The sequence below is a fragment of the Rivularia sp. PCC 7116 genome (assembly GCF_000316665.1).
Lineage (GTDB): Bacteria > Cyanobacteriota > Cyanobacteriia > Cyanobacteriales > Nostocaceae > Rivularia.
The window spans coordinates 7,549,241-7,569,554 of the sequence record NC_019678.1; the positions used below are offsets into that span (position 1 = coordinate 7,549,241).

22 protein-coding genes are annotated in these 20,314 nt (G+C 35.7%); 4 read left to right on the forward strand and 18 right to left on the reverse strand.

All coding sequences use genetic code 11. From position 1 onward, the window contains the following. Nucleotides 1–324: 324 nt before the first annotated feature. The 3 genes from RIV7116_RS28970 to RIV7116_RS28980 form a co-directional block, all read right to left on the reverse strand. Nucleotides 325–1,671, reverse strand: coding sequence for a hypothetical protein (locus RIV7116_RS28970; protein ID WP_015121892.1), 1,347 nt, complete (start codon nt 1,669–1,671; stop codon nt 325–327). Nucleotides 1,672–2,418: 747 nt separating this feature from the next. Further along, on the reverse strand, nt 2,419–3,192 hold the full coding sequence (locus RIV7116_RS28975) for an ABC transporter permease (RefSeq protein ID WP_015121893.1): 774 nt from the start codon (nt 3,190–3,192) through the stop codon (nt 2,419–2,421). Next, on the reverse strand, nt 3,182–4,165 hold the full coding sequence (locus RIV7116_RS28980) for an ABC transporter ATP-binding protein (RefSeq protein ID WP_015121894.1): 984 nt from the start codon (nt 4,163–4,165) through the stop codon (nt 3,182–3,184). The genes RIV7116_RS28975 and RIV7116_RS28980 overlap by 11 nt, the downstream gene beginning before the upstream one ends. 342 nt (nt 4,166–4,507) lie before the next feature. Here RIV7116_RS28980 and RIV7116_RS28985 point away from each other — a divergent pair, with 342 nt between their 5' ends. Then, nucleotides 4,508–5,977 carry an NAD(P)/FAD-dependent oxidoreductase gene (locus tag RIV7116_RS28985; RefSeq protein ID WP_015121895.1) on the forward strand — a complete coding sequence of 490 codons (1,470 nt, stop codon included), beginning with the start codon at nt 4,508–4,510 and terminating at the stop codon, nt 5,975–5,977. A gap of 121 nt (nt 5,978–6,098) precedes the next feature. On the opposite strand, the gene RIV7116_RS28990 is transcribed toward RIV7116_RS28985, so the two are convergent. After that, nucleotides 6,099–7,187, reverse strand: coding sequence for an alkene reductase (locus RIV7116_RS28990; protein ID WP_015121896.1), 1,089 nt, complete (start codon nt 7,185–7,187; stop codon nt 6,099–6,101). A 106-nt stretch (nt 7,188–7,293) separates the two neighbouring features. Between RIV7116_RS28990 and RIV7116_RS28995 the strand changes: the two genes are divergently transcribed. Together RIV7116_RS28995 and RIV7116_RS29000 are read left to right on the forward strand one after the other, a co-directional pair. Beyond that, on the forward strand, nt 7,294–7,665 hold the full coding sequence (locus tag RIV7116_RS28995) for a helix-turn-helix domain-containing protein (RefSeq protein ID WP_015121897.1): 372 nt from the start codon (nt 7,294–7,296) through the stop codon (nt 7,663–7,665). 37 nt (nt 7,666–7,702) lie between these two features. Then, on the forward strand, nt 7,703–8,461 hold the full coding sequence (locus RIV7116_RS29000; protein ID WP_015121898.1) for an alpha/beta hydrolase: 759 nt from the start codon (nt 7,703–7,705) through the stop codon (nt 8,459–8,461). A gap of 39 nt (nt 8,462–8,500) precedes the next feature. On the opposite strand, the gene RIV7116_RS29005 is transcribed toward RIV7116_RS29000, so the two are convergent. From RIV7116_RS29005 to RIV7116_RS29045, 9 genes are all read right to left on the reverse strand, one after another. After that, nucleotides 8,501–8,770 carry a type II toxin-antitoxin system RelE/ParE family toxin gene (locus RIV7116_RS29005; protein WP_015121899.1) on the reverse strand — a complete coding sequence of 90 codons (270 nt, stop codon included), beginning with the start codon at nt 8,768–8,770 and terminating at the stop codon, nt 8,501–8,503. Then, nucleotides 8,767–8,985, reverse strand: a complete 219-nt coding sequence (locus RIV7116_RS29010) for a hypothetical protein (protein ID WP_015121900.1) — start codon at nt 8,983–8,985, stop codon at nt 8,767–8,769. The genes RIV7116_RS29005 and RIV7116_RS29010 overlap by 4 nt, the downstream gene beginning before the upstream one ends. A 105-nt stretch (nt 8,986–9,090) precedes the next feature. Continuing rightward, the gene (locus tag RIV7116_RS29015; RefSeq protein ID WP_015121901.1) at nt 9,091–9,639 is read right to left on the reverse strand and encodes a hypothetical protein; all 549 of its coding nucleotides are present in this window, start codon (nt 9,637–9,639) and stop codon (nt 9,091–9,093) included. A 20-nt stretch (nt 9,640–9,659) separates the two neighbouring features. Further along, entirely contained in the window at nt 9,660–10,994 is a 1,335-nt protein-coding gene (locus tag RIV7116_RS29020) for an aminoglycoside phosphotransferase family protein (protein WP_015121902.1), read from the reverse strand. 110 nt (nt 10,995–11,104) lie between these two features. Next, nucleotides 11,105–11,356 carry a DUF4351 domain-containing protein gene (locus RIV7116_RS29025; RefSeq protein ID WP_083894102.1) on the reverse strand — a complete coding sequence of 84 codons (252 nt, stop codon included), beginning with the start codon at nt 11,354–11,356 and terminating at the stop codon, nt 11,105–11,107. A gap of 54 nt (nt 11,357–11,410) precedes the next feature. Beyond that, entirely contained in the window at nt 11,411–11,839 is a 429-nt protein-coding gene (locus RIV7116_RS29030) for an aspartyl protease family protein (protein ID WP_015121904.1), read from the reverse strand. Further along, nucleotides 11,839–12,048: a hypothetical protein gene (locus RIV7116_RS29035; protein WP_015121905.1), complete on the reverse strand. Its 210-nt coding sequence runs from the start codon at nt 12,046–12,048 to the stop codon at nt 11,839–11,841. Before RIV7116_RS29035 ends, RIV7116_RS29030 begins: the two co-directional genes overlap by 1 nt. 124 nt (nt 12,049–12,172) lie before the next feature. Beyond that, nucleotides 12,173–13,489, reverse strand: coding sequence for a hypothetical protein (locus RIV7116_RS29040; RefSeq protein WP_015121906.1), 1,317 nt, complete (start codon nt 13,487–13,489; stop codon nt 12,173–12,175). A gap of 50 nt (nt 13,490–13,539) precedes the next feature. Continuing rightward, complete coding sequence (locus RIV7116_RS29045; RefSeq protein ID WP_015121907.1) at nt 13,540–14,070, reverse strand: hypothetical protein; 531 nt, start codon at nt 14,068–14,070, stop codon at nt 13,540–13,542. Nucleotides 14,071–14,216: 146 nt separating this feature from the next. Here RIV7116_RS29045 and RIV7116_RS29050 point away from each other — a divergent pair, with 146 nt between their 5' ends. Further along, complete coding sequence (locus RIV7116_RS29050) at nt 14,217–15,329, forward strand: aldo/keto reductase (RefSeq protein ID WP_015121908.1); 1,113 nt, start codon at nt 14,217–14,219, stop codon at nt 15,327–15,329. Nucleotides 15,330–15,394: 65 nt separating this feature from the next. Here RIV7116_RS29050 and RIV7116_RS29055 read toward each other — a convergent pair whose 3' ends face one another. The 5 genes from RIV7116_RS29055 to RIV7116_RS34300 all read right to left on the reverse strand — a co-directional run bounded on the left by RIV7116_RS29055 (nt 15,395) and on the right by RIV7116_RS34300 (nt 20,178). Next, nucleotides 15,395–15,838, reverse strand: coding sequence for a hypothetical protein (locus RIV7116_RS29055; RefSeq protein ID WP_015121909.1), 444 nt, complete (start codon nt 15,836–15,838; stop codon nt 15,395–15,397). Nucleotides 15,839–16,372: 534 nt separating this feature from the next. Further along, nucleotides 16,373–16,789 carry a KTSC domain-containing protein gene (locus RIV7116_RS29060; RefSeq protein WP_015121910.1) on the reverse strand — a complete coding sequence of 139 codons (417 nt, stop codon included), beginning with the start codon at nt 16,787–16,789 and terminating at the stop codon, nt 16,373–16,375. Between the two features lie 191 nt (nt 16,790–16,980). Continuing rightward, on the reverse strand, nt 16,981–17,517 hold the full coding sequence (locus tag RIV7116_RS29065) for a nucleotidyltransferase family protein (protein ID WP_015121911.1): 537 nt from the start codon (nt 17,515–17,517) through the stop codon (nt 16,981–16,983). Nucleotides 17,518–17,687: 170 nt separating this feature from the next. Further along, nucleotides 17,688–18,023, reverse strand: coding sequence for a DUF4870 domain-containing protein (locus tag RIV7116_RS29070; RefSeq protein ID WP_015121912.1), 336 nt, complete (start codon nt 18,021–18,023; stop codon nt 17,688–17,690). A gap of 715 nt (nt 18,024–18,738) precedes the next feature. Continuing rightward, nucleotides 18,739–20,178 carry a calcium-binding protein gene (locus tag RIV7116_RS34300; RefSeq protein ID WP_015121913.1) on the reverse strand — a complete coding sequence of 480 codons (1,440 nt, stop codon included), beginning with the start codon at nt 20,176–20,178 and terminating at the stop codon, nt 18,739–18,741. Between the last annotated feature and the right edge of the window lie 136 nt (nt 20,179–20,314).

Sequence of the window (20,314 nt, forward strand, 5' to 3'; positions counted from 1 at the left end):
TTTCGCCTCCTTGACTTTTTCAAAAAAGGAGGTAAAAGGATATGTTCAGATTTTGCTTTTAATAACGCTAGGAAATTACTAGACTATTAAGGTGAATAATTATCGCTGCTACTAGATTAAGAATATAGAATTAAAACCGTGTTAATTTGTGATAAAGATTACATTAACAAAGTTCTTTTAAAATGTTGGAGTTACTTAATTCTGTAGAGAAGCAATTATATAAAAAGCCCTTACAGTATAAGTTTAGGGCTTTGTTAATATAGCTACATGCTGGAATGATGTTGCGGCAATCTAATTAATAATGCCAAATTTATCAAATTACGACTAAATAAACACGATGCTGCTGTGAATGTCGGAAGCAGTAACATTGTTAAAAACAGCCAGCGTCTGATTTTTTATCAGAACTTCTGTATTGCCATCGACTTCCTGCAAATCTAAAGTCGAAGCGTCGATACCCAAACTCGAACTACCAACAATACCAATTACATCGTTACCAACCTCAAAGTCGGCTATGATATTTGCCGATTCGGGGATTTCTCCGTTAAAAATCCAGAATTCATCTGAACCTTTACCACCAAATAGAATATTATCACCACCAGATTGAACGAAGAATTTATCGTCACCTATACCACCTTCGAGGATGCTATTACTTCCCAGGTAGAAGATATCATCACCATCAGTAGCGTTAAATTCATCATCACTAGTACCATCAATAACTGTTACTCTATTGCTTACATGAATAACATCATCTCCACTATCAGCATCAATAGAGTATTGATTTTGATCTGAATCATCAGGAATATCATCAACAGCATTATCTAAATCAGCTTTTACGATTGATTCGCGATCGCTCGAAGTTTTAGAATCAGGTAAATTGTTAGCAGTTTCTACCAAAGGACTATTTTTGCTAACATCAAATTCAGAAAACTGGGTATCGGTTAATTTTAGCTCTGCAAGATTCTGACTACTGTCTGTATATGCTGCTTCCTTTTGATTTGTCGAATCCACCTCTACTGTATTAACTTCAGCTTTAACACCGGATGAAAATTCTGAACTAGCAATATTTTCACTATTATCCACAGATGTTGAATAGTCTTTATTTGACAGGCTATTACGTTTGTTTCCAAATACAGAATTAACTGCTAATTTCTTTTGGGGAGTAGCTTCCGGGATTTCTTCTGTTTCTATTTGAGCAGCTTGTCTTGTTTTGAGAATGATTTTTGGTTTGCTGTGAAACTCAATAATTGGCAAATCTATATGTGTAATATCAAGGCTATTATCTTCAGCTTCGACATTTAAACTTTCAGTCTTAGTAATTCTAGGTTCCGATCTTCCTTGATTGCCGTACTTATTGAAAGTTGGAGATTTTACTATTCGTACACTTGCAGATGCTGCTGCCATACTAATAGATCCATATTTTCTATTAGTTGCTGGCTGTAGAGCAGTCAAGTTTTTAGTCGCATCTCTATCTATTGACAAATCTGTCTCGGAAGATAGTGCAGTTTTGGGTTTAGCTGCATAGTCAATTGATAAATCTTTTACAGGCAATGGTTGCTTTAGCTCCATTGCAGTAATTTTAGAAGTTTGCTTGGAGTTAGGAATATCTAGAGATATACCTGTAATTGCAAATGCTGTCACATCATTTGTTTCCATGCTTATTTTATGAGTCATTTACAACAAATTTCGATAATAGGGCATGAATAGATGCCTCAATAGCTTTTGCAAAGGCAAATATTTTTTACCAATGCAAATACTATTAAGAAAGTACGAATTATACAAACTTAACTAATATTTTTCGATTACAAAATAATTTATACAACTATATAATCAGAAAAGTCAAGTAAAATCATTTGTGTTAATTGTAGCTATCATTTTTAGCTTTATAACTATATTATTTGATAATAATATTGATTTTAAGAAGCTGTAAGTCATATAAGTCAAGCATTTTAAAGAAGAAATATATTATCAATAATGAATTATGTCTGAATTTATATATTAATAAAACATTCATATTACCTAGTTAACAAACGCCAAAAAGCTTGATATTAGTTACTTAAAATTAATGTAAATTTTATGTGTATCTTGTATTTAGATATATCAAATAGCACAATATTGTGATTTATATGGATTTCAGAAACAAATACGCTTTTCACGAAGGAAGAAGAACTCACGTTTTAAAACGTGAGATGATCCACACGCTTGGCGTGAATGAAGTAAGGAGGTAAGATTTATCCTCCTGCGCGTCTTTTAATTTTATTTTTTATTTCTACTGAGCTTTAGACTCAGAACTAAAGTAAAAAAAATAACCACTCAAACCTTCTTCCTCCGAACTTCTTCCTTCGTTGGTAATATTGGTTTGGTTAATTATTACCAATTACCAACTACCAATTACCCATTATCGATTAATTACGAAAATTTTTAGAATTCATATCGTTCCATCTGCCAAGAAGCGACGAATAGAAACATCAAGATGAATAAAAGAGTAATGAGTATCGCAATCAAAGCTTGTATTTGAAACTTGCCAGCAGCAGCTTCAACGGCATAACTTTGTAATGCGGCAAAACTGTAGGGTTCAATTTGCTTTAAGTATTCATTGGTACTTAAACTAGCTCCGCTAATATAAACTATAAAAGCTATGCCTGTAACCGAGCTAATCTTTTGAAAAAACGTTCCTAACATTAAAGTTAACGCCAGAATAAATAGTAATAGTAAATAAATTATGGCGATGCTGAAAAGATATCCTAAAAGAGAATTTAAACTGATTCCAAATATCACCGCCGTAATACCTATTGCGATTGCAGGAGCGCCTAAAATTATTACAGCAATAAAAATAGCATAAGCAGCAAATTTTCCTAAAATAAAAGCCGAAGCAGACAAAGGTTTAGAATAAATCCAGAGTAAGGTTTGGGTTAATTTTTCTTCAATTATCGTACCTTGACTAATTACAACAGTTCCAATAGACATTGGAAAAGTACCCAGCCATAAAAATAGCGATAATAAGGCAATACCTTGATTTGCCGATAGTGATGAAGCACCTGCTGTAACTAAAGAAATTGTGGGAACTGCTGATATTGACATCCAAACCACTAATGGAGATACCCAGCATTTATTTCCAAACTTACGAACTAATTCTTTTCTAAAAATGGGATAAAAACCGCGCATCCAAATATTTGAAGAGATTCTAACGAGCATTTTTGGTTTCTCCCTCAACTAAATCTACAAAAATATCTTCTAGTTCGTATGATGTGCGTCCAAATTCGGTGACAACCGTTTCACTATCTGACATTACTAACCGTAAAAGTTCGTTTTCGGCTGCATTTGGATTTGTGACATTAACATGCAGTTTACTTGTTCTATTATTATTAACATCGGGAAATCCAGGTTCAATGTTAATAGCTTGAACCCAAGGTATATTATTTAATTTATTGACTATTGCTAATCCGTCGCCTCTTACAATGAAATGGAATTGACTGCGATTTCCTGCTAGCAATTGTTGGATACTTCCTTGAGCAATTAATGTACCTTTATTCAGAATCACCACCATATCACTTACCCGTTGCACGTCATCAAGAATATGGGTTGAGTAAAATACCGTACTTCTGCCGCGAAAACTTTCGATAATTTGTAACATATCGCGTCTTCCTAATGGATCTAAAGCAGAGGCTGGTTCATCAAGAATAATTAATTCTGGGTCATTTATAGCAGCTTGAGCAATACCAAGACGCTGACGCTCACCTCCAGAAAAACCCTTAACCGGACGGTCAGCTTTACCATTTAAACCTACAATATAAATAATTTCGTCAATCCGACTTTCAATTTGACTTTTAGAACCCTTAAAAAAGAAAGAAGCAACAAAGCGTAATGTTTCGCGAGCAGTTAAATAGCCGTAAAAGCGCGGCTCTTGAGCTAAAAAACCAACTTGTTCCCGAATACTAACGCTATCGCTGACAATATTTTTACCTAGAATCGTACCGTTACCACTACTGGGTTTTACTAGTCCTAATAATAACTTTATTGTAGTACTTTTACCCGCTCCATTAGGACCGAGAAAACCACAAATTGAACCACGAGGAACGGCTAAATTTACTTTCTCAATAATCGTTTTTTTTCCGTAGGTTTTTGTCAGGTTTGACGTAGAGATAATCAAATCGTCTTGTGTCAGCACAATTTTAGAGTTTAGAATTTAGAATTTAGATTGTCTGTTTTGCAACCGCTTGAGTACCAAAAATGATTATGAAACAAATTTTGAAACTATAACAGTACCTTAATGGGTAATTTTTGAGCTTGCGTTACAAAGCCTGAAAACTCTTAGGTATCCAGCTTTGGCTTGATTGCGTCAAGGCGATCGCCACCCAAATATTATAGTTTTGCAAACAATTGTTTCTAAACTTAATCTTTTTAGATGGACATGAGAACATTGAAGCAGGAGTTTATGCCATTCTACTCTGAGTCCTTTTAAAAGGACTTTTGCTGTAAGACAGGAAATTACGTTCCCTGGTTAACTATCGTGCATATTTATGATGTAATTATAATCGGTGCTGGTCCCGTTGGATTGGCAATAGCAAATGGTTTGCGTCGGCGCGGGATAAAAAATATTTTAGTTTTAGATCAAACAAAAGCCTTTCGTAAGGTTGGGCAGGGTTTGGATGTTCTTCCCAATGGATTAAAAGCTTTAAAATATTTAAATGAGCAAGCCTATAAAGAAGTAGCAAAAACTGCAATGACTGTTACTAATGCAGAAAATTCTTCTCAGCCTTTACCCAAATGGCTTGTTAGAAACTTACAAGGAGAAAAAATACGTTCCATTGCTCTAGACTTTAACGAATGGTTTCAAAACTATGGTGAAGGTAGAATCTCTGTATCCTGGTTTGATTTACAAACAGCTTTAAGAAATTTAATTCCTCCAGAACAAGTCAAAGCCAATCATCGCTGTATTAATGTTGTCCACGAATCAGAAAATGAATGCGTTCGAGTCGATTGCGTCTCGGATATTAGCGTAGAAGCGAATCCCTACGCACATTGGAATCCGGAAGCGCAAAAGACTCCAATTAAGTCTACAAATATAAGTCAAGATATAGATAAAAGTACAGAATCACTAGAAAAAGTTTCTTTTAGAGCGAAGTTAGTTATTGCGGCTGATGGGATAAATTCGACCGTTCGTAAACAGATTTATAAAAATACCGATTATCAAGTTTTTTCCCGTCCCGAGTATTCTGGATATGCTGCGGTTGCTTGTTCGGAAATAACGAATGTTTCCGAAGCAATACAAACCGAACTTCAAGAAAGATTTCTACAAAAATCACCAATAGTAACTATTACTCCAGATGTAGATTTGAGAAATTCTGCTTCCGAGCAGCCTGCCAGAATGATTTTATTAACTAGAAAACCAGGTCAATTTACATATCTTATTCATATTGCTATAGCTTCCAATCAATTACAAGAAGATTCTCGAATCGATTTAACTTTACAGCAGTTAGAAAAATATAACTTTCCCCAAGCTATTAAAGAGTTAGTACGGTTATCAAAACCAGAAAATATGCAACATCGTACTTACTATATTCACCGTACTGCTGTTTCAGATTCTCTACCATTTCCCGAAACTGCGAACCTGCACCTTAAAGAAAATTCAGGCAATTCACAACCACCTTGGCATGTTGGTAAAATCGTATTAGTCGGTGATGCAGCCCACGGAATGCCTCCTTTTGCCGCTCAGGGAGTAAATCAAGGCTTTGAAGATGCATTGATTATTACCGAGCTTGTTGCTAACCTTGCTGATTCAAATCAATTAAACAATGAGCGTGCGATTCGAGAAGCGTTTGTTAAATACGAAAATATACGTCGTCCGTTAATAGAATACGTTCAAAAAGTTACAATGACAGGACTTAATTATACCTCAAATCAAGAAGAATTAGACAAATATAATCAACAGATATTTGCTCGTGATTTTAAGCAAGTAGCAGAAGCTTTAGATAGCTAAAGTCACGTTAAAGCAGTTTTCATTTAATTACAATAAATTTAAAGACTCACTTTCGTTTTTCTATTGCAGATGTTTTGAACCTGGTTGAAAACTGCTATACATCAATAATATAATACTTGCTTTAAGTTGATACCAAAACAGGATAATCTGTATAACCTTGCTCTAAATTTTCATCTCCTCTACCGTAGAAAGTTTTGACATCCGGAGTATTTAACTCAGCATCAGCAGCAAAGCGTTCGGGTAAGTCTGGGTTTGCAATATAAGGCTTTCCAAAAGAAACTAAATCCGCTCCTGCATTCTTCATCGCATCGTTGCCTTTTTCTTTGTCGTAACCACCATTAGTAATAATCTTACCTTCATATAAAGGTCGAAACACTGGTAAAGCCGGGTTGATAACATCTCGATTTTTTAAGTCGATTTCGTTGGGTTCCATTAAATGGATATAAGCTAATTGATATTGATTGAGGGCTTTAAATATATAACTAAATGTTGCTTGAGAATTTGAGTCCTCCATTCCATAAAATGTGTTGCTAGGGGATAATTTAATTCCGATGTTGCCGTTATCCCATACGCTACTAACTGCTTCAACTATTTCTAATAAAAAACGAGCGCGATTTTCGATTGAACCACCGTATTTATCAGTTCGCTGGTTGGAACCATCTTGAATAAATTGGTCGATTAAGTAACCGAATGCACCATGTAATTCAATACCATCAAAACCAGCTTTTTTGGCATTTTCGGCAGCTTGTCCAAATTGCTCGACAATCTGAGGAATTTCATCTATTTCTAAAGCGCGAGGTGTTTCTAAATTCACTTTACCAGTGGGGGTATGCAAAGTTCCAACTCCTGGAATTGCACTGGGTGCTACTGGAATTTCCCCATCTAATAAACTAGGATGGGCAACTCTACCACAATGCCATATTTGCAAAAATATTCTGCCTCCTTTGTCATGAACGCTTTTGGTTACTTGCTCCCATCCTGCAATTTGTTCTGTTGAATAAATACCCGGACAATTTATATATCCATTACTCAAAGGAGATACCATCGTACATTCAGTGACAATTAAACCAGCCGAAACTCTTTGAGTATAGTAAGTTCCCATTAAGGTGGTGGGGATGCTTCCAACTGCTCGCAAGCGAGTCATGGGAGCCATAACTATACGATTGGGTAAATTCAGAGAACCTAGCTGTATTGGAGAAAATAAGTTCATAATTGGAAATTTTAGAATCTTAGTTTAGCAAGATAGAAACCCCGACAAGGTTAAAATGAATCGAGAATAGAAAACAAGTAGAAATCAATAGTTTGTAACGAACCAAATGGTGCGTAACTTCCCAGAACCAGAAATATTTACTTTAAATTGTCCAACTCAGCAGGTTTTGGATATTATTGGCAATAAATGGAGCGTTATTGTCCTTTACTGTCTTGCATATGGCTCTAAACGCTATACACAAATTCAGCGACGTATTGAGGGTATTTCCCAAAAAGTTCTCACTCAAACCTTACGCAATTTAGAAAGAAATGGTTTAATTGAACGAAAAACAAATTTACAATCATCTGTAGGGATAGAATATTCTTTGACCGTATTAGGAGAAAGTTTAATCGAGACTTTATTAGAAATAGCTGATTGGTCAAGAGTCAACTTTGAAGAAGTTTGTACCGCGCGTGATTTATATGATGAAAATAATTAATAATAATCAGAGAGTTCAGTAATCGCAAAAAGAACAAATGCCAGCTACCTACGCTAAAAAGCTTGCAGATAAAGGATTTGCGGCACTTGCATTTGATTTTCGCACCTTTGGAGAAAGTGGTGGTAAATTGCGCGGGTTTGAATCTCCTACAGAAAAAATCAAGGATATTAAAAGCGCTGTTAGTTTCTTGCAGACAGTAAATGCTGTTGATAACAATAAAATTGCTGGGTTAGGAATTTGTGCTAGCGCTGGTTATATGGTGGAAGCAGCAGCAGAAGATTCCCGTATCAAATCATTAGTTACTGTCGCACCTTGGATTCACAACCCAGAAATTGTTAATACTGTTTACGGTGGAGAAAAAGCGGTACAAGAAAAAATCCAAATTAGTGAAGCTGCAAGAAAGCAATTTGAAGAAACCGGAAAAGCCGAAGTTGTTCCCGCAGCTAGTAAAACTAATTCTAAAGCACCAATGTTTGGCGAAATTCCTTACTATACAGAACTATCACGCGGTGCAATTCCACAGTGGGATAATGAATTTGCAATCATGTCATGGAAAGAATGGTTGACTTTTAACCCCATGCCAAAAGCTAAAAATATTAACGTACCAACATTATTTGTTCACAGTGAAAAAGCTGCGATTCCTGAAGGTGCCCGTCAATTTTTTCAAAATATTTCTACTAATAATAAAAAGTTTGTTTGGTTAGAAAATCGCGCTCAATTTGATTTTTATGATGAAGAAGCCACTGTAAAAAAAGCGGTTTCCTTAACAGTGAAGCATTTGCAATCAACACTATAAATTTTTGCAACCCTTCTTGATACCGTTTAAGAATAAATATCATAACTGGTTTAAAAGTTTGTCATAATCTGCATGAGAACCAATCCAGAACCAAATTACCGTATCTTCATCTAATTGACCAACTGCTCTATAGTCTCTATTAACTCTTGCAGAATAAATTGGTAACTGAGGATGTACTTTTTTGAATTTTAAACTAGGATAGTTAGGGTCTTCCTTAAATTGCCGATATGCTTCACGGGCTTGTTCTTGAACCTGTTCGGGTAAATCGGCAAACATTTTACGGAACTTTGAAGTTGTAAGAGATTTCACAGATTTTCTGGATTTAACTGCTGAGTTTTACCTGCGCGATGTTCAGACATTGCTTCCGCTGCAAGGTTAGCTAGTAGTTCAGGAGAACGAGCAAATGATTCGTCCCATTTACGCTCATCTTCGAGTTCTTCTAAAATCATTTTTGCGATCGCGTTTTGCTCTTGAGCGGATAGAGATTTTAATTTAGCGATTGCTTGTTCGAGTAATTCTGTCATAATTAATCTTCTCTTAGTTGTATAGCTACTATGTAAATTATCGCTTATAAGACCGCAGGGGAAAAAATATTATTGCAGCAAGCTTTATTTCGTGAAACATTTTTATCAAAAATCAAACCATTCATTTTCTAATACTCCCCATTGAGAAAGAGCAACTTTTTTAACTTCATCAATAGAGTTTTGATAAGGAAAATACTTATCTTGTCTCCATGTATAAATTTCAAGCAAATAATAAACTTCTGAAGGTACAAATTGAGCAATACAAAGCTCCAAAGGTTTCTCCGGTGGAACTCGTTCGCCATTTATTATTTGAACAAATGTTGGCTTATGGTTCCGAATAATAGCTCTAGATAAACAAACGCTTTTACAATTACGATATTCATCGAGCAACTCAAAAAACTTGTCAAAAGCTTTTTCATTTCCCCATTCTTCAATCATCCATAACCAGGACATTGTTGATGACATACCCTCAACTTTTCTTGCAATCCAACTACTGAAATCGCTGAAAGGAGGATTACCTTCATCCATTTGTGCAAATCTTAATCCAGAAACAAATGCAACCAAAGCAGTTAAAGATTTTTTACTACCTAAATACATACTTGGACGCTGTCGTAAATCATCTAGTATTTCGTAAATGTCTTTATACTTTTTCATCCTCTAAAAACTTATTCAACTTAACACTTCAAAAGCTCTCGTAAAAAATTACCTAACGCATTACTAAATAAATGTTTTTCTCTAGCCTCTAAACAATTACTAATATACTGATATGTAACCGCATGATGTAAAGCACATAGTGGTTTTGCTAATTTCCAAGCTTCTAATACGCGGGATTTTGATTCATAAACCGTCCATTGATTTAAATATTCATTCCTCACAGCTTTTATAGATGAAAAAGGGTTATAATACCGACGAAAACAAAATTGAAACATATCAAAGAAAGGATGAGCAATACAGCTATCCGTCCAATCAAATAAAAGGTAGTTATCCTTATTTAAAGCTACATTCCCTAAATGCAAATCACCATGAACTAATGTTTGAGGTATTTTATAATCGGCTAATTGACTGCATAAGCTTTTCAGATGTGGAGCAAGTGTTTGTAACTGTTTAATTTCTGCTTCTTTTAATTGAAATAAAACAATTTCATCGTTAAACAAAGAATCAATCTGACTTGCTAACTTTTCCAAACGTCTATCCAAACATCCGACATTCAATAAATTATCAATATGCTCAACCGATTTAATCTGTATTTGAGCAAGCAAACGATAAACATCTTTTTTGATTTTGACAGGTGATTTTCTACCAATAGGTTCCCCAAAATCAGCTAATAACATCCAATGACGTTCGGAATTGATGCTGAGAACAGTAGGAATATGTTCGGGAAATAATTTTGCTAACTCTTTAGTAACTACTGGTTCATTACAAAAAAGCGGTAGTGTTGAAGCTTCCTTGAGATAAAGATTTCCGTGGTTTGTAGAAACTCGCAATATACAAGAAATTCCCCAGGTTTTAATACATTCTATAGAGGAAAGTTGTTGATAGTTTAAATCTAATAATTGTGATTCAATCCATTGACTTGCAGAATCGAACCAACCTGTTTTAGCCCAAGGTGGACGTAATTCAGGAATATTATTGTTTTCAATCTCCGTCAAATATTTTTCGATAATTGACTTATGCTCTGGAAATTTAAAAGATAAGTTCCTCAAAGTTTCTAAATCTGTCCAAGAACCGATATTTAGTTTTGTAATAGAATCATTATGCTTAAGTACATATACACCGTGAATTTCACGTTTTGATTCGTCGTAATAATTACTAGCGCAATATAAAATATTTACCGAAATCCCAAGTTTTTGCTCGAATTCTTTCTTGATAACCGGGATATCATCGCATTCTAAATCATCATTTACACAAACATGAGGCAACGAACAACCAGTTTTATGCGATAGCATCAACACCTTAGCTTCAGTTGGGTGAGGTAGAATCGCGTAGAGATGAGATTTCCATTTGCTCATAATAATTAAGTTTTTTATAAATATTAATTCGTCGAAAAATCTAAAAATAATTTTAGTTTCTTCGACGATTTGGTAAAGGTCTATTTTACAAATTATACAGCTAAAATATTCTAATTTTGTGTTTCTAACCAAGCTTGTAAATCAGCCAAACTAGTAAAATCTAACAGAGCTTCGCTGAGATTTTCAAGATTAGATAAAGGTAAACTAGAAATTGAAGAACGCATTTCCTCGGAAAGTTCTCCAAAGCGCTTGTTTAGCTGTCGCATTACTAATCTCAAAGTTGCTTCTTGTTCTCCTTCTTCTCTTCCTTCTTCTTTCGCTTCTCGGTAAACTCTTGTTTGTTTTAAAGTTATATCTAACATTTGCTGTGTCTCTACTCTATTGAACAATCAAAATCTTTACTGCTAACGGCTCTTTTATAAGCCATTTTGCAATTTAGGGCGAACTTCAAAAATCAATTGCGAGCGATAAAAACAAACATCAAATTCTAGGAAAAAATTCATTCTACCAAGCAATAATGGCGCTTCATCTGACTGGCTCCATGCAAAAACCAACCTAACTGGGTCAAAATTACCGATTTGAGCAGATACCAATAAACCTCGTGCTTCAACCGAAGCTAAATTACCAGCTAAAGTTACCGAAGTTGTTTGTTCTTCCCAAACAGCACCAAGCTGAAGTCCAACGTTATAAGGTAAAACATTAACGCTTGCACCTGTATCAAGCAATGCTAAAACCTCAAGCTCGGAACCTAGATATATTAAATTCAGTGGCATTTGAGGTAGTGCATCTGGGACACCAAAGGCATCAAATCCTTCTGTAAAGCTAAACCTTTGAGCATCACGCATTATGCTTGGTTCCGCTCGGATTCTAAAAGTTGAGCTAGTTTGTGAGCAGCTTCATGGGAATTGAGAGGTGAAGAAATAGGATAAGTTGCTCCCGGTTGTAAGCTTGGTTCCTCTTCCTGAGCTAGTTCTGCAATCAAGAACTGCATCACCTTTAATTTATCTGCACGAGGCAATTTTCTTAAAGTCGGGAATAGCTCTGTTAAGGTCATAAAATTTAATTAATTTCTACCTATATATTTTCTCATAAGTCTCTCAAATCAAGATATGATAAATGGCTTAAATGCTAAATCGGTTATAAATACTTTATACTTAGCCGGAAAAGCAATAATTACACTATGCACGAGTATATTCTCTTGCTAAATGTCTGACATCTTGAACGCAATCAAACTGACACTCATCAACCAACCTTTGTGGTATTAACCTACTAGCTATTAAAGCTTTGACTATCTTTTCTCGACAGTGAGTACATGGTGTATTTTCATAAGCCCATAATAAACTTGTCAATAATTCATCTACCTCGTGTCTTTCAAATATTTTGATCAAATCCATACAAACGAAATGCTTGGTATCTTCATCATTTATTCTAGGAAGGATTGATTCAATAAATCTATTGTCTCCAGATTGATAGTTTTTGATAAAAAGCCCTACAGAACAAATAGCGATTTCCTCATCTTGATTTTTACTTAAATCTATAGCCAAATTACGAATAGAGCTATCTTGGCAGAATTTAAGAGTTGCTACAGCAGCAGTGCGGATATCTCCATCATCAGACATTGCTAATTGAAAGAGCTTATTGTCAAGCCTGGGAACTTCTCGCGTTCTAAAAATCCACAAGTAACGCACAATTTGTTCTTTTCTTGTCTCATCGAGAAACTTTTCAAATACTAGATTAAGTTCGGCTTCTACAGCATATTTTCCAAAAACTGTATAAGTATACGCTGAATTATATTTCTTATTTTCTACATTTGATAAAACTCTTTTTAACAGATACTTTTTGCGAACCCTTTCAATATATGATTCTTTACTAAATGATGGCTTCTCTATATTATGATTTTTTACTTGTTCTAAATATGTTTTGATATACCTGTCGGTTGTTGATGCCGTTTGGAGATAATCGCTAACTTCTACTTTCCCAAGTTTTTCATAAGCATAATCAAAAACATCACAATCATCCCAATAATCTTCTTCCTCACTTAACCGTTTACCTAAACGTTGAATAACATATCTTAAACCCGTCAAACCATCTAAATTAATAATTTCATAGCCTCCTAAGCAAGATTCGTTAAATTCCTGTAAATCAAATTTTTGGTAAATTACAGTTTTTGCTGTTTTAAAATTACGTTTCGCAAGGATTCCACACAGTTGAAAAAGCTGATAAGTATCCCAACAATCTGTAGATGGCATCAATGCATCTATTATCTTGGAAAAGTAAAAATTTTTATTTTCTGTCAAATCGATTAAAGAAATTAACCATTCTGCTCGTTGCTCCTCACATTGAGCATCATAAGATGGATTATGCAAACAACAATAAAGAATACTATCTCTTACCTGGCTGTCTCCATATTGTTTTACGTATAAATAAGCTCGTCCCAAACCTTTTTTAAGTGCGTCGTGAAATTCTTCTGGTTTCAAATTGAACTCAATTTCCATATGTAAGCTATATACCTAAAGTTTATTTTATGCTTTGTATCGTCGCAATTTTAACTTTCAAAATCTAACTCCTCTTCAGTATTAAAGATTAAATGCATGTCGTCAGCTTTATCTCGAAGATATTTACTATGATGCTTACTTGCTTGCTGCAATATCTCAGCAACATCTTCTTCATCACAAAGATGAGAAAAAAGTAGCTGTTCTACAATGCCAATTCCCCAATTTTGAATGCCAGGATTTTCATGTTTCAAAAATTCTGGAACCCATTTTAATACACGTTTATCTGCAACAACCCGAAGTAGTTCAACAGCATCTATCTTTTCATCTAAATTACTAGATTCTTTGAAAATTCTATAGCATTCTTCCATTGCACTATAAGGATGTAATTGCCAAAGCACCCCTCTGAGCAATTCTTTTCCCGGTTTGTGAGCTACATAATATCTAACTGCTTCTTTTAAATTATCTTTTCCCAAAATAATTTCTATCGCTTCGCGAGCCATTTGACTAGAACTAAATTCATCACCATTTTCACCTATAGCTCCCACTTCTGTGGCAATATTTACCCAATTATCTAAATCCATTTTGCAATCTTAAATTTTATAGCTATTGCTTTTATATTTTTCCCAACCTCAGCAAGATTTCGATAAAACCCCGCAAGAATTGAATATCAATCCACCCCACTAATTTCCTAAACTAGAACTAACACATACACAGGGAGTTATCTTTAATGCCACTTAACAGTTACTATACTCTCGGACGTACCGGGTTGCGCGTAAGTCGTCTTGCTCTGGGTACCATGACTTTCGGTACGGAATGGGGTTGGGGTGCGGATGAAGATATCGCACGACAAATGTTTAATACCTATGTCGATGCTGGTGGAAATTTTCTCGATACGGCAGATTTATACACGAATGGTACCAGCGAAACTTGGTTGGGTAAGTTTACCAAAGAACGCAATCTACGCGATAAGGTTGTTATTGCCACCAAATTCAGCTACAACGTTGAGCCGGGAAACCCTAACGCTGGTGGAAATGGACGTAAAAATATTATGCGAGCGGTGGAAGGTTCTTTAAAGCGTTTGGGAACTGATTACATCGATTTATATATTCTCCACACCTGGGATAAAGTTACTCCTGCTGAAGAAGTGATGCGTACTTTAAATGATTTGGTGAGTGCTGGAAAAGTACGTCATATCGGTTTAAGCGATGTACCTGCTTGGTACGCAGCAAGAGCGCAAACTATCGCTGAATATCGTAATTATGAACCAATTTCGGCTTTACAATTAGAATACTCTTTAGCTGAGCGTAACATCGAACGAGAATTTATCAGCCTCGGGCAAAATTTAGGAATGGGTACTATGGTATGGAGCCCTTTAGCTAGCGGACTTTTGAGCGGTAAATACAAGCCTAGTGAAGGCGGATTCTCTGGGGAAGGTAGACTCGATGCAACTCGCGATGTGGATAATCCAGCTTTTCAGAAGATAAGTGACAGAAACTGGAAAATTGTCGCTGAATTAGAAACTGTAGCCAAGGAAGTGGAGCACAGCATGGCACAAGTTGCTGTAAATTGGGCGGTAAATCGCCCCGGTATTGCGTCGGTAATTGTAGGTGCTTCCAAGTTATCGCAGTTGGAAGACAATATCAAAGCGTTAGATTTTGATATTCCCGCAGAGCTTGCAAATCGTTTAGAAAGCGTTAGTAAACCAGAATCGCAATTCCCTTATACCTTCTTTGATGCCGAGATTCAAGGAATGATTCATGGAGGTGCAACAGTTGGCGATCGCCCCGATGGATATCAGCCCGGAGTATTGATTAATTCAGCAGGTGCAGGGGTTTCATAACTGTAGTGCGGGCATCTTGCCCGCTATTATCTCAGAATTTACGCAATTACCAATTACCAATTCCCTTATTTATTACAATGTTTATTCAAAAGATTCTTCGCTAATTCAAAACTATTAGATTGAGTTTGTACTGCATAAGCCTCTCTTTCCAAATCTTGCCGATGAGCGTCTTTATATCGTAGAAAGAGCCTTCGAGCATTTGCAATTGGCTGAATTTTCAAACCCAAAGCTCTAATTTTTCCTTTACCCGCACAAACTTGGGCTGCATGAACGGATTCATGAATCAAAGTCGGATTTGCAATATTTAAATCAAAAACCACTGGATTAATCCATATTTTTTTACGACTTTCGCTTAATAAACCATAAGCTCCCCGCTTGGGTGGTAATTCAAGCACTACCTGAAATCCATGTTTTTCCAATTGATTTTTTAAATCTAAAAATTTTTGTGATGGAGCAGGAGTTTGAGCAATGATTAATGCAGAATAAACAGCAGCAACTTTTAAAATCATATAGGTTTTACTATTTAATATAAATGCGGAAACCTATTAATCGTAACAACTATAGCAAAGTCATTGCTATGTATAATCAATATTTGTAAAATATGAATTTTGGAGCATATTGCATACAGTAAATCTTATCTTAATAGCTCTAGAATGGAATAGTACGGACACAATTGCAGAAAAAGTCAATCATAATCACAGTAAAGAAAATCTATTAAAGTCATCAATCATAAATTTAAATTTATATAGAGAAAACAACGATATCACATCATAAAAATATCCTTATACCAATTCTGTATGAGGCTGCGCTAAAAGCCCTCACTCTGGAAGAGTGGGGCTAGACAAACGAAGCCCCTCTTCAGGGGCTGAATTCGGCGCATCTTTATAAAGAAATGGTATTACTCTTAACTGTTCACTGTTAACTGCTCGCTGTTCGCTGAAAAGTAAAGGCTAACCGCTTTATAAAAGCAATTAGCCGTAGCACCAGGAAACTTTAAAATTTTTAATTTAATAGATATATCTCAAACTCTTTGTAAATCAATTTCAGCAAGAATTGTCTATACGTTGAGATTGATATTTACCTTTTATGTATTGGTTATAATACTTGCCTACCGCATCGGAAGAATATAAATCCTCCCAGGTATCCTCGTCTATATCCGAATATTGATAGACTGCACCGCTATTAAACTCTATTTGTAGAACTTCATTTTCAGAATCGTATCCAATAGCACTTGCCATTGCGGAAGCTACTGGTAACATAGCAAATGATTCTTCCTCCTCTAACAATGGCGGAGGTTCAGCAATCAGTTCATTTAAATCTTGCAATCCCTCGTAAGCCTGTATTGGAGCCGGTATCTCTAGAAACTCTAACTCATCCCCTCTGTCGAGCAATAGCTGTAAATATCCGTCAGAATGAGACACACCTAATAACTTAGTTAAATCAACCTTGCTAAACTTCATAAATTCTGCTCTCCTATTAACAGACGTAAGTGGAATCTCTCAATCCCAACTGCTAAATTTATATTTAAATCAACCTTCATAGTACATTAGTATCATATATTTAGTTAGCAGTCAACAGCGAGCAGTTAGGAGATAGGAGTTAAGAGTTAAGAGTTAGGAATTAAGTTAACTTCCCCATCACCCCCTCTCCTTCACACTAATCGCAAGCAAGGACATTTCTGCAAATACCCATCAGCTTTACGTTTAGCGTCTGGATTATCTATATTCGTAGGAGTTGGGCGAACAACACCATTAAACAAGTCATCTAATCCATAAGGAGTAAAAAATTCCCAATTCTGTTGACTATCTAAACGCACACCTATCGCTGCTGTAGTGTGCAGCCAGTTTTTGATTCCGTCTTCAGTGCTGATGAAAGTTTTGTTGCCGGAGCGCCATCGAGCAAAACTGGCTTGATTTTTTATATCAAATAGATAATCGGGAAACTGCTGATTTAAAGTGGCTTTTGCTGCTAATTCTTGTTCTCTATCTCCCGCTTCGTCAAAAAAAGCAATGTCAAAGTCATTGATAAACAGTTGACAGCTTTCGCCAAAAATTGAACGCCAAACTGTATTTCGTAAAGCTCCCCCAGCCAACCACCAATCGGGAAGATTTAATTTAGAAATAGCTGGCAATACCTCACCTATAGGAGAATCAGCCAAAATTGTTTGTAGCCGATCGACACCGCTCATAATAGTTACAAATCTAATTCTTATCTCATCTATTCGTCAGAGTATATCAGGTATGTGTCGCTTATTTATTGAATTCAATACATTAGTATCAAAAATTAGGAATCGCATCAAGACAAAAGACGTTGCACCGGGTGCAACGTCTCTATATTTATCTTTGTACAAACAGACTACTAAACTAAACGAAAGATAAACGGGTAACGGTAAGGTTCGTCTGGTGAATCTAAAACTTTAACAAGGGCAATAATTGGCATTACGAGACTGATTATACCCAAAGCAAATAGCAGTGGAATACCAATCAGAACTATAGTCAACATTCCAGCTACTAATCCATATATGTAAAGATTAATGTGAAAATTCAAGGATTCTTTGGCATTAGCCTTTACAACAGAATCTTTTGTCGTAAACAAAATTACGATAGGTATTGCAACAGAAATAACCATAGAACTTAAAAATATTGCCCCATGACATAGCGCAGATAATAATTTACGTTGGTCAGCGTTTTCCATATTACAAACTCTTGCTGTTATTTTCTATATACTTCTACAATCATAATCATACTTATTTCGTATGTCATTTAAGTTAAAATGCTTGAATGCATCAGTATAAATTTATCTTAAGTAATACATATAATCACTGACTTTTTATTTAATCTATTTTATTTTCTTAATTTTATAATTCAATTTATTTGATTGAGGTTTGAGGGTTTAAATCTATTATTTTTTATTTTTACGAAACTAAAAGCCTAAGTTAAGAATGATAAATTTTTAAGAGTATCAACTAAAACCGTTTGTAATTAAAATCTAACCCTAACTATTTTTAACGAAGAGAATAAATTCTGACAGCAGGAAAACAATATCTAAGCAAAGTTAATACAAATATCAACGGGAGCATCCCAATTATGGAAAAAGCCCACAGACTAAAGCCTGGGGCTAATACTACAAAGCCCACCTTCGTGGGCTACTAAGATTCTTAGCCCACGAAAGTGGGCTTTGTTTATATAGCCGCACCCTTACAGGGTGTCGGATAAAATGTTGGCTCAAAATCGGGATGCTCCCATATCAACTCCTAACTATTAATACCAAATCCGGTTAATTACTTACACTATAACCGAGAGCTATTCTGATTTTTTATTACCCATCGATTACCTATTTCTAAGCTCCACAGATATGATAAGTGTTTTACCGGATATGATATCAATCCTAACTTTTCTATTCTCTTTCCTTAAATTGTATAAAAGTGACTTTCATTAAGGAAAGTTGTATCAAATCCTTCTAAAGTCGCTAATACTTTATCTCCAAATAAAATATCATTACCAGAGAAAGATAAATCTCTAAACAAAAGGTTGTTGAAGCTAGTTAATTTGTCACCTTCTCCTAAATTGAAATCGGTAATTATATCTTTTGTAGAACTATTACCGTCAAGATAGAAATTATCAGCACCCGTACCACCAGTCAGAATATCAGCACCAGCCCCACCATTGAGAAAATCATTTCCTTCGTCACCTATGAGAATATCTGAATTTTTTCCTCCCAAAAGCCCGTCATTTCCAATACCACCATTCAACTGGTTTTCGCCGTCACCACCATCGAGAAAATCATTTCCTTCATTTCCAAACAGGATATCTCTTTCCTTTCCTCCGAATAACAAATCATCTCCGAAACCGCCAGATAACTCGTTTTTTCCTTCGCCACCTTTAAGGATATCGTCTCCCCCCAAACCTTTAAGGATATCATTACCCTCAAATCCCAGAATAATATCTTTGCTATCGGTACCTTCTAAATCATCGTCATTTTTTGTACCGTCTATTTGATTTGGGATAATAACAGTGACTAAACCAACATCGGTACCACCCTGGCGATCGCTAAGTGTATATTCAAAGTTGGCATTGCCGCTAAAGTCTTGATTGGGGGTAAAAATTATCGTGTCGTCGGTTGAGTCATCCGGAGTACCGCTATCGTTCAAGACCACAGTACCATCAACAGCGTTATTAACAGCAGCAATAGTTAAAGTATCACCGTCTGAATCGGTATCATTAACAAGTAAGTTGGCAACGGGAATAGTAACAGCAATATTCTTCAAAGTTGTAACAACATCGTCAGTAGCTACCGGAAGATTATTATTGCTAGGAGCAGTTTCGATTATCAAAGTCGGCATACTAACAGAAGATGGATCTACTGCTACACCTCCTAATTCCAATGCACGTAAACCGATTCCCGCAAAAGATTCGCCACCGTTAACTAAGTTTTGCACAAAATCGGTAACATCAAAAGAAAGCTGTTGTCCTACAGATGGTAGTAAGGTATCCTCCGTATCTAGAAGTACCCCTGTTTCAAAATCCGAAGCATCAGCAACCCCATTACCCGCGTATCCGAATGCGCCGATACTATCTGGATTATCCCCAAAAGAAGCCCCTAATCCACCTACTTCTAAACCAGTGATTTTTACATCAAATCTGGCACTGGTAATAATTTCTCCTTCCGGAATCGAAAATTCACCGATATCAAATTCCGCAAATTCAGCAGCTTCACCATTGCTACCAAGTATTACAGTAAAATAATTACCGGGAAAAACGCTATCTCCAGTTCCATCAAATTCACCATCGAACCCACCATCTATAACCTCGAAGGTTGTTTCCGGTTGAAATGAAAAAGTATTCGTCATAAAGCCCCCCTGAAAACCGAAAGTTTATATTAAACAGTTTTGATAAAGCATTCAACTGTATGGAACGCCCTCTAGTAGTATGGAAGGAGACGTTTTTTTGTAAATATGGTTCTTTTAACGACTAAAACAATTACTA

Coding starts and splice junctions, on each gene's coding strand:
- RIV7116_RS29030 (WP_015121904.1), bottom strand. CDS start 11,839: ATGCGTGATGCTCAAAGGTTTAGCTTTACAGAAGGATTTGATGCCTTT.
- RIV7116_RS29010 (WP_015121900.1), bottom strand. CDS start 8,985: ATGACAGAATTACTCGAACAAGCAATCGCTAAATTAAAATCTCTATCC.
- RIV7116_RS29055 (WP_015121909.1), bottom strand. CDS start 15,838: ATGATTTTAAAAGTTGCTGCTGTTTATTCTGCATTAATCATTGCTCAA.
- RIV7116_RS28970 (WP_015121892.1), bottom strand. CDS start 1,671: ATGACTCATAAAATAAGCATGGAAACAAATGATGTGACAGCATTTGCA.
- RIV7116_RS28975 (WP_015121893.1), bottom strand. CDS start 3,192: ATGCTCGTTAGAATCTCTTCAAATATTTGGATGCGCGGTTTTTATCCC.
- RIV7116_RS29065 (WP_015121911.1), bottom strand. CDS start 17,517: ATGAGCGGTGTCGATCGGCTACAAACAATTTTGGCTGATTCTCCTATA.
- RIV7116_RS29060 (WP_015121910.1), bottom strand. CDS start 16,789: ATGAAGTTTAGCAAGGTTGATTTAACTAAGTTATTAGGTGTGTCTCAT.
- RIV7116_RS29050 (WP_015121908.1), top strand. CDS start 14,217: ATGCCACTTAACAGTTACTATACTCTCGGACGTACCGGGTTGCGCGTA.
- RIV7116_RS29000 (WP_015121898.1), top strand. CDS start 7,703: ATGCCAGCTACCTACGCTAAAAAGCTTGCAGATAAAGGATTTGCGGCA.
- RIV7116_RS29035 (WP_015121905.1), bottom strand. CDS start 12,048: ATGACCTTAACAGAGCTATTCCCGACTTTAAGAAAATTGCCTCGTGCA.
- RIV7116_RS29020 (WP_015121902.1), bottom strand. CDS start 10,994: ATGAGCAAATGGAAATCTCATCTCTACGCGATTCTACCTCACCCAACT.
- RIV7116_RS28995 (WP_015121897.1), top strand. CDS start 7,294: ATGGTGCGTAACTTCCCAGAACCAGAAATATTTACTTTAAATTGTCCA.
- RIV7116_RS29015 (WP_015121901.1), bottom strand. CDS start 9,639: ATGAAAAAGTATAAAGACATTTACGAAATACTAGATGATTTACGACAG.
- RIV7116_RS29045 (WP_015121907.1), bottom strand. CDS start 14,070: ATGGATTTAGATAATTGGGTAAATATTGCCACAGAAGTGGGAGCTATA.
- RIV7116_RS28990 (WP_015121896.1), bottom strand. CDS start 7,187: ATGAACTTATTTTCTCCAATACAGCTAGGTTCTCTGAATTTACCCAAT.
- RIV7116_RS29070 (WP_015121912.1), bottom strand. CDS start 18,023: ATGGAAAACGCTGACCAACGTAAATTATTATCTGCGCTATGTCATGGG.
- RIV7116_RS29040 (WP_015121906.1), bottom strand. CDS start 13,489: ATGGAAATTGAGTTCAATTTGAAACCAGAAGAATTTCACGACGCACTT.
- RIV7116_RS34300 (WP_015121913.1), bottom strand. CDS start 20,178: ATGACGAATACTTTTTCATTTCAACCGGAAACAACCTTCGAGGTTATA.
- RIV7116_RS29025 (WP_083894102.1), bottom strand. CDS start 11,356: ATGTTAGATATAACTTTAAAACAAACAAGAGTTTACCGAGAAGCGAAA.